We start from the raw sequence: 8,550 nt of genomic DNA on the forward strand, positions 1-8,550 counted from the left end.
CAACGAAGGACCGGGTCGGTGAGGCCCGCAGGCCGGGTGGGGCAAGGAACCACAAGGCGTGCAGGCCGTCCGTCGCGGGCACCAGCGCGGTCCGGAGCAATCCACCCCAGTCCGGGAGGACCACTTCACATGGCCAAGATCATCGCGTTCGACGAGGAGGCACGGCGCGGTCTCGAGCGCGGGATGAACCAGCTCGCCGACGCCGTCAAGGTCACCCTTGGCCCCAAGGGCCGGAACGTCGTCCTCGAGAAGAAGTGGGGCGCCCCCACGATCACCAACGACGGTGTCTCCATCGCCAAGGAGATCGAGCTCGAGGACCCGTACGAGAAGATCGGCGCCGAGCTGGTCAAGGAAGTCGCCAAGAAGACGGACGACGTCGCCGGTGACGGTACGACCACCGCGACCGTCCTCGCTCAGGCGCTGGTCCGCGAGGGCCTGCGCAACGTGGCCGCCGGCGCCAACCCGATGGCCCTGAAGCGCGGTATCGAGAAGGCCGTCGAGGCCGTCTCCGGTGCCCTGCTCGACCAGGCCAAGGAGGTCGAGACCAAGGAGCAGATCGCCTCCACCGCCTCCATCTCCGCCGCCGACACCCAGATCGGCGAGCTCATCGCCGAGGCGATGGACAAGGTCGGCAAGGAAGGCGTCATCACCGTCGAGGAGTCCCAGACCTTCGGTCTGGAGCTGGAGCTCACCGAGGGCATGCGCTTCGACAAGGGCTACATCTCGGCCTACTTCGCGACCGACATGGAGCGCATGGAGGCCGGCCTCGAGGACCCGTACATCCTCATCTACAACGGCAAGGTCTCCTCGGTGAAGGACCTCCTCCCGCTGCTGGAGAAGGTCATGCAGTCGGGCAAGCCGCTGCTGATCATCGCCGAGGACGTCGAGGGCGAGGCCCTGTCGACCCTGGTCGTCAACAAGATCCGCGGCACCTTCAAGTCCGTCGCTGTCAAGGCTCCGGGCTTCGGCGACCGCCGCAAGGCCATGCTCGGCGACATCGCCATCCTCACCGGTGGCACGGTCATCTCCGAGGAGGTCGGCCTCAAGCTCGAGAACGCGGGCCTGGACCTGCTGGGCCGCGCCCGCAAGGTCGTCATCACCAAGGACGAGACCACGATCGTCGACGGTGCCGGCGAGAGCGACCAGGTCCAGGGCCGGGTCAACCAGATCCGTGCCGAGATCGAGAACTCCGACTCGGACTACGACCGCGAGAAGCTGCAGGAGCGCCTCGCGAAGCTGGCCGGCGGCGTGGCCGTCATCAAGGCCGGCGCCGCGACCGAGGTCGAGCTCAAGGAGCGCAAGCACCGCATCGAGGACGCCGTCCGCAACGCGAAGGCGGCCGTCGAGGAGGGTATCGTCGCCGGTGGTGGCGTGGCCCTGCTCCAGGCCTCCCAGGTCTTCGAGAAGCTCGAGCTCGACGGTGACGAGGCCACCGGTGCCGCCGCTGTGAAGCTGGCCCTGGAGGCCCCGCTGAAGCAGATCGCCGTCAACGCCGGCCTCGAGGGCGGCGTCGTGGTGGAGAAGGTGCGCAACCTGACCCCGGGCCACGGCCTGAACGCCGCGACCGGCGAGTACGTCGACCTCATCGCCGAGGGCATCATCGACCCGGCCAAGGTGACGCGTTCCGCGCTGCAGAACGCCGCGTCGATCGCCGCGCTGTTCCTCACCACCGAGGCCGTCATCGCCGACAAGCCGGAGAAGGCCGCCGCGGCCGCTCCGGGCGGCATGCCGGGCGGTGACATGGACTTCTGATCGACCCGAAGGTCGATCCGCCGTCCTGAACCGAGGGCGGCACCCCACCCGGGGTGCCGCCCTCGGCCTTTGCGCCCCGGCGCGGCGGACGGCGCGTGCGTACGATCGCGTGCCGGGCGGGGCCCGCTACAGCGGCCCCAGGTGGAGCGTGAACCACGTCGTCTTGCCGTCGTCCGTCGAGCGGACGCCCCAGCTGCCCGCCAGCGTCTCGACGAGGATCAGGCCCCGCCCCGACTCGTCGTCGGCGGCAGCCAGCCGGGGCTGGGGCGGATGGTGGCTGTGGTCGCTCACCTCCACGGTGAGCTCGGTGCTGTTGCGCCGCATCAGCAGGCGCACCGGCCCCTCTCCGTGCTGGATCGCGTTGGTGACCACCTCGGACACCAGCAGCTGTGCGTCGTCGGAGACCTGGGCGCAGCCCCAGTCGACCAGGGACTTGGCGAGGAAGGCCCGGGCCTGCGACACCGACGACGGGGCCGCCGGGAGTTCCGTCGCCGCCGTGGCCAGCGGGGCCGCCGGCAACTGGGCCACGAGCAGGGTCACGTCGTCGTGGTGGTGCTCGGTGGCGGGCAGCACCGACGCCAGCACCCGGTCCACCACCGTCTCCAGGTCGTGCGCCGAGGCGAACGCCAGATCGAGCGCGTCGATGAGCGCGTCGAGCTGCTCCTCGATGTCTCCCGCCGGTGTCTCTATCAGACCGTCGGTGAAGAGGATCAGACTCGACCCGGGAGCGACCGCCACCGTCGTCTGCTGGTGCAGATGGTCCCCCACGCCCAGGGGCACGCTGACCGGCGCCTCCAGGGACCGTACGCCCCCGCCCGGCTCCGCGACGAGAGCCGGCAGATGCCCGGCCGAGCAGATGGTCACCTCTCCCGCGTCCGGCGCCACGATCAGGTAGCAGCAGGTCACCAGCTGGTCGGGCCCGTCGAGCTCGGCGACGATCGAGTCGAGCGCGTGCATCAACTGCCGCGGCTGCATACCCGTCTTGGCGAGGGCGTGGGCCGCGGACCGCAGTTGCCCCATGATGGCGGCCGCCTCCAGGCCGCGCCCCATGACGTCACCGATGAGGATGCCGACCCGTCCGGCACCGAGTGGTACGAGGTCGAACCAGTCGCCGCCGACGCCCGCGCCCTGGGTGGCGGGCAGATAGCGGCTCGCGGTGTCCAGGCCGCGCACGGCCGGTGGCGTGCCCATCAGACTGCGCTGCAGGGTCAGGGCGACGTGCCGCTGCTGCTCGTACAGGGCCTGGAAGCGTTCCTCGGCGGCTTTTCGTTCGCTGACGTCGCGTACGGCGGCTGAGACGAGGAGTCCGTCGGTGGTTTCGAGGGGGCTGAGGCTGATTTCGACGGGGAATTCGGTGCCGTCCTTGCGGAGGCCGTGGAGTTCGAGTCCGGCGCCCATGGGGCGGACCTGGCGGTTGTGGGTGTATCCGTTGCGGTGTGCGGCGTGGTGGTTGCGGAAGCGGTTGGGGACGAGGATTTCGACGGGGCGGCCGAGGAGTTCGTCGCGTCGGTAGCCGAAGAGGGCTTCGGTCTGGGCGTTGACGAGGCGGATGGTTCCGCTGTCGTCGACGATGACCATGGCGTCCGGCGCCGCCTCCAGCAGTCCCCGGAAGCGTTCCTCGGCGGAACCCGCGCGAGCCCCCGGGCGCGGGATCGTCCGGCAGTGACAGCCTCCGGCGGCACCGGTGTCTAGATCGGACTCCGATGCGACCGCCGTGGTGATGCCTTCCATGCTTGCCTCCCGGACGGATTCTGCCCATAGCCGTGACCGCGGCAGCGGTATTCGGACATCTCACCGCAACGCCTTACGGCATACCCGGAAAGTCCGATTCTGACCGGTGATGACGATTGCGGAGCGGGAAATGGAATCGCACGCTCAGTGGTGGGGGCCCTCCGGGAGCACGCCACAGGGCCGTCCCGACCGTGTCCGCCCCAAACCCTGTCCGCCCCGACCGCGTCCGCCTCCCGTCCGGACGGCGGCTCGCCGGGTCCAGGACTCCCGCCCGGTGGCGGCGGGGGGCGGCGGGAAGCTGAAGAGGTGCGGACGGATGTGCACGCCCATCTGTGGAGCGAGGACTACCTCCGCCTCCTCGAGTCCTACGGACGGGACGACACCGGTACGCAGAGGGGCCTGGGGGCGGGGGACAGCCCGGCGGAACTCGACGCGCGGTTCGCGATGAACGACGCCGCAGGCATCGACCACCAGATCCTTTCGGTCTCCCCGCAGACGCCGTACTTCCCGGACGAGACCGAGGCCGTCACGGCCGCCCGCCTGGCCAACGACCACTACGCGGAAGTCGTACGCGCCCGCCCGGACCGCTTCTCCGCCTTCGCCGCACTGCCGCTCCCGCACCTGGACGCCTCGCTGGAAGAACTGACCCGCGCCCTCGACCAGTTGGGGATGGCGGGCGCCGGGCTGACGACGTCGGTACTCGGCCGGAGTCTCGGCGACCCGGCCTTCCGGCCGCTCCTCGAGGAGTTGGACCACCGGGACTCGGTGCTGAGCCTTCACCCGGCCGGCCGGGACGCGGGCTCACCGCTCATCGCACGGAACCGGATGCGATGGATGGTGGGCGCGCCGACGGAGGACACGATCTGCGCGATGCACCTGATCCTCGAAGGCGTCCCGATCCGCTTCCCGGGGCTGCGGATCGTCCACGCGCACCTCGGCGGAGCCCTGCCGCTGCTGCTGCCGCGCGCCGACGACCACGTACCGCGGGAGGCGCCCGACGTCATCGAGCTGCCGACGTCCGCCGCCCGCCGGATGTCCTACGACACCGTCGCCCACGGCCACGCGCCCGCCCTGCGCGCGGCGGTCGACTCGTACGGCGCGGACCGGCTGGTGCTGGGCACGGACTTCCCCTACCAGACCGGGGACAAGCTGCGCCTGGCCGTCACCTTCGTCGAGGGGACGCTCGCCCCCGAGGAGGCGGAGCACGTCCTTGAGGCCGGAACCGGCCTGCTGCCGGCCGAGAGCCCCGCCCGGCTCGGCGGCGGGGCCGGGCGGCACGTCAGCCGGCGTAGTCCTTGAGCTTCTCGGTGTCGAGGGTGATACCGACGGGGGAGGGGGGAGCGACCGTCTCACCGTACTTGTACGACCGGCACAACCGGTACGTGTCGCCGTCCGGCTCGCTGTGGACGAGGAGGCTGTCGGTGTCCCGATCGACGAGGAGGTGGACGGGGATTCCGGCGGTGGCGTAGGCCACGCGCTGGTCGTCGTGGTCGCGACGACGGGTGCCGGAGTCGTGTGAGGTGACTTCCGCGACCATGAGGACGCCCTCCGGGTGCGTCCATTCGCCACGACCGGCGAAGTAGCCGACCGGGGCGAGGGTTCCATCGGGTCTGGCGCGGCCGGCTCGGTACGTCGGGATCACCAGGCCCTGGTCGGAGTACAGGTTCGAGGACCCGGAGGACAGGAGGCGCCGGGCGCGGCTCGGGAGGGAGCTTCGCGTCCGTAGCCGGGGCGGGCCATCGGGTGCGGAGCGGCGTGCGCGGGCAGGGAGGGGGCACTGAACTGGCTGTCAGCCATCCGGATCGCCTCTTCGATCTAGGTGGTCAAGCCCCCGCTGGTGTTGGCGCACCTGACGGGGGCTGTTCGGTTCCGGACACGCTAAAGGATCGGGACCCTCCGTAGCTAAATGATCGCGAACAGTCAACACACGGGGAGGGTGGGCGGGTTGGGGCCCTTCACCATTCCTTGTCCAGAGCGCTCGGGGCCCGAGGCTCAAGCCCCGGACCCCGTCGTGGAGTTGCTCAGCGGTCCGTCTTGACCCCGTCCACGAACACGGACCAGACGGCGGTCCGGAACACGAGCTTCGGGCCGTCGGGGTTCTTGGAGTCGCGCACGGGGACGATGCCGGGGTGGTCGTCGGCGACTTCGAGGCAGTCGCCGCCATCCCCAGCGCTGTAGGTCGACTTGCGCCAGGTGGTCACTTCGAGGCAGTCGCCGCCGCTGGAGCCGCTGTAGCTGGATTTGCGCCAGACCGTCGAACTCAGGCCGTACTCAGGGCTGCTGATCTTCATGGGTGTAATCCTCCGCCACCGATGCGACCAGGGCCAGGGACTCTGATGGCGCAAGTGCGTTGGCTGCGAGCAGATCGTAAGTCAGCTTGCAGCGGGCGACTCTGGACAGGTCGTCGTCCAGCTGCCCCGTTTCCAAGCCGGTTGTGTACGCGAGCGGCGGTGCATCCGTGAAACCCATCAACTTGAGGGTGCCACCCATGGCCATGTGGGCGCCCACCGAGAACGGGACTACCTGCACGATCACCCGGTTCCGTCGCGCCAGTGCCTCGATGTGCCGCAGCGCCTCCGCCATCGCCGCCGCGCTGCCGACACGGCGGCGTAAGACCGCCTCGTCCAGGACCGTCCACAACATCGGTGTTGTTGGATCGTCGAGGAGCCGTGCCCGTTCCAGCCTTGCCTCGACCAGTTCGTCGATGACGGCCTCCGGGGCGGTCGGCTGGTAGGCGCGGAACACCGCCCGTGCGTACGCCTCTGTCTGCAGCAGCCCCGGGACCAGCAGCGGCGCGTACTCGCGGATCGTCGTCGCGACCGCTTCCGCCTCGGCCGCCTCGGCGAAGTGGTCCGGGTACCTGGACTTGTTGGCGGCGAGGCAGTTCCGCTCGAAGAAGCCGTTCGTGCCGAGTATCTCGTCGACCCTGCGTGCGACATCCGGCTGCATCCGCCTTGTGCCTGCCTCCAGTTGGCCGATGAACGACGCGCTGACGAAGAGCGGTTCGCCGAGCTCCCGCTGGCTGAGGCCGGCGTTCTCGCGGGCGTGGCGCAGTTCGGCGCCGAGCAGGGCCCTGGGAGAGGTGGACGGGTCCAGATCCTTCGGTCCAGGCAAGGTCAACTCCGTGTTGCGCAGGTCGGGTTGTTGGGCCTTCGACACTGGTCAGGCTAGCCCTCCATGACCACGCTGTGTAGGGAACGTGCATACCGAGAGTGGAGGTGCCTGGTGGTCCCACCATCTCCGAAGGGACGGTTGCGCGCTGCCGAGAAGGTCGTGGCGCAGCTGCGGGACGAGTTCGACTCGACGGGCGTGACCCTGCCGTCGCTGCGCGTGGACCTCGTGTCGCTCACGAGCGAGTCGGGGGCGTATCCCCTGGTCGACCTGGGGTGCTGCAACCTGGACACCGCACTCCGGCTCGCCGCGGTGCTCCATGGGGCCCGCGGGGTGAACGCGGTAGGGGAGGGCGACTACGTGATCGACTCGCGGGACGGGCGCATCGGGCGCGTGATGGGGCGCGAGGGGTCGTACGTGCAACTACGGCCGCCGGGAGGCGGGCGGGAGTGGGGCTGCCCTCCCGACGCGCTGCGGCACGTGCCGCCTGCCGTACTGCTGCGGGTACGGGTCAGGGAGCGCAACCGGCAGGGGAGGCTGCCCCGGACAGGGCCGCGATAGGGTTGGTGACTCCAGTACCAGGACGCCGGGAGGTGAGACCCATTACCGCTGCTGCAGGACCGGGTGCTCGCCTCCGCGTCGCCGAAGGTGTGTGAGGGAGCCCCGTTTCGGAACTTCCGAGAGGCTCCCCTTGTCGTTCTCCTTCGATCCTTCCTCTTCGCCCTCTCCTTCTCTTCCCGCCGTCGTCGGCAGACTGCGCGCCGCGGGCTGTGTCTTCGCCGAGGACGAGGCGGAGCTGCTGCTCTCCGCCGCCCGGTCGCGTGCCGAGCTCGTCGCCATGGTGGAGCGGCGGGCCTGCGGCCATCCGCTGGAACACGTCCTCGGCTGGGCGGAGTTCTGCGGTCTGCGGATCACCGTGGAGCCGGGGGTGTTCGTGCCCCGGCGCCGTACCGAGTTCCTCGTGCGCCGGGCGGCGGCCGCCCGGCCGGACGCCGGGGTGGTCGTCGACCTGTGCTGCGGTTCGGGTGCCGTCGGGGCGGCGCTGGTGGCCTCACTGCCCGGCCCCGGGGTGGAGCTGTACGCCTCCGACATCGAGCCGGACGCGGTCCGCTGCGCCCGGCGCAATGTCCCGGAGGGCGTACGGGTGCTTGAGGGCGATCTGTTCGAGTCGCTGCCCGGCGGGCTGCGGGGGCGCGTCGACATCCTGGCCGCGAACGTCCCGTACGTACCGACCGGGGAGGTCGGGCTGCTGCCGGCCGAGGCCCGTGTGCACGAGCCGCTGGTCGCGCTCGACGGCGGCACGGACGGGCTCGACGTGCTGCGGCGCGTGACGGCGGAGGCCGGGGACTGGCTGGCGCCGGGCGGGATCCTGCTGTTCGAGACGAGCGAACGACAGGCGGCGGACGCGCTGGCGGCGGTCGCGGGCAGTGGTCTGTTGGCGCGGGTGGCCACGTGCGACGAGTTGTACGCCACCGTCGTCGTCGGGACGAGACCGGCCGGTTGACGGGCCGCCGTCCTCGGGGAGGAGGGCGGCGCTCTCGGTGACGGATGCGGGGGTCTTCGGTGGACCGGCGTGCTCGTGGTCATCGACGGCCGCGGTACGCAACCGACATGTCCGTCCGAGCACCCGAAGGCCGCAGCGCATCAATCTGAGCCGTCCAAGTCGCGGACGGCGCCTCGTGCCGCCGATCGCCGAAGCGTGAACGAGGAGGTGCCTGCTGTCGGCAGCAGGGACCTTCGCTCTGTGAGCGTGTGTTCTGCCCGTGGAACGCCCGGGAAATCCGATCGACAACGGCTAGCCTCCCCGTTTCGCTTCGAGTGGTTGAGCTGGGGTGATGGCGGAGGATTGGTGCGGTCGGCCCCTGGTCGTTGAGTGGGCATGGCTTGGGCCCGACGCTCGGGTCGGGGTCTCCAACGGGTTCCTCGGTGGTGGGCGGGCAGGGACAGCGCCGCAGG

At 70.4% G+C, this 8,550-nt stretch carries 8 protein-coding genes; 4 read left to right on the top strand and 4 right to left on the bottom strand.

Annotated features, from left to right (window positions below; translation table 11 throughout):
• Positions 1–129 precede the first annotated feature (129 nt).
• Complete coding sequence (gene groL, locus QMZ92_RS24595) at positions 130–1,752, top strand: chaperonin GroEL (protein ID WP_138054546.1); 1,623 nt, start codon at positions 130–132, stop codon at positions 1,750–1,752.
• 126 nt (positions 1,753–1,878) lie between these two features.
• Here groL and QMZ92_RS24600 read toward each other — a convergent pair whose 3' ends face one another.
• Positions 1,879–3,483 (bottom strand): ATP-binding SpoIIE family protein phosphatase, encoded by a 1,605-nt coding sequence (locus QMZ92_RS24600; protein WP_283299640.1) that lies wholly within the window; start codon positions 3,481–3,483, stop codon positions 1,879–1,881.
• A 306-nt stretch (positions 3,484–3,789) separates the two neighbouring features.
• On the opposite strand from QMZ92_RS24600, the gene QMZ92_RS24605 reads away from it, so the two are divergent.
• On the top strand, positions 3,790–4,782 hold the full coding sequence (locus QMZ92_RS24605) for an amidohydrolase family protein (protein ID WP_283299641.1): 993 nt from the start codon (positions 3,790–3,792) through the stop codon (positions 4,780–4,782).
• Here the strand turns inward: QMZ92_RS24605 and QMZ92_RS24610 are convergent.
• From QMZ92_RS24610 to QMZ92_RS24620, 3 genes are all read right to left on the bottom strand, one after another.
• Complete coding sequence (locus tag QMZ92_RS24610; protein ID WP_349307759.1) at positions 4,763–5,167, bottom strand: Uma2 family endonuclease; 405 nt, start codon at positions 5,165–5,167, stop codon at positions 4,763–4,765. The two genes, QMZ92_RS24605 and QMZ92_RS24610, sit on opposite strands and share 20 nt — an antisense overlap.
• Before the next feature lie 337 nt (positions 5,168–5,504).
• Positions 5,505–5,774, bottom strand: a complete 270-nt coding sequence (locus QMZ92_RS24615; protein WP_283299642.1) for a DUF397 domain-containing protein — start codon at positions 5,772–5,774, stop codon at positions 5,505–5,507.
• Positions 5,755–6,597 (bottom strand): helix-turn-helix domain-containing protein, encoded by an 843-nt coding sequence (locus QMZ92_RS24620; protein WP_283299643.1) that lies wholly within the window; start codon positions 6,595–6,597, stop codon positions 5,755–5,757. The genes QMZ92_RS24615 and QMZ92_RS24620 overlap by 20 nt, the downstream gene beginning before the upstream one ends.
• Before the next feature lie 111 nt (positions 6,598–6,708).
• Between QMZ92_RS24620 and QMZ92_RS24625 the strand changes: the two genes are divergently transcribed.
• Positions 6,709–7,155, top strand: coding sequence for a hypothetical protein (locus tag QMZ92_RS24625; protein ID WP_283299644.1), 447 nt, complete (start codon positions 6,709–6,711; stop codon positions 7,153–7,155).
• A 130-nt stretch (positions 7,156–7,285) separates the two neighbouring features.
• Complete coding sequence (locus QMZ92_RS24630; RefSeq protein ID WP_283299645.1) at positions 7,286–8,098, top strand: putative protein N(5)-glutamine methyltransferase; 813 nt, start codon at positions 7,286–7,288, stop codon at positions 8,096–8,098.
• Positions 8,099–8,550 lie beyond the last annotated feature (452 nt).

Origin of the sequence: Streptomyces sp. HNM0645, assembly GCF_030056615.1 — a bacterium.
In the GTDB taxonomy this organism is placed as follows: domain Bacteria; phylum Actinomycetota; class Actinomycetes; order Streptomycetales; family Streptomycetaceae; genus Streptomyces; species Streptomyces marianii.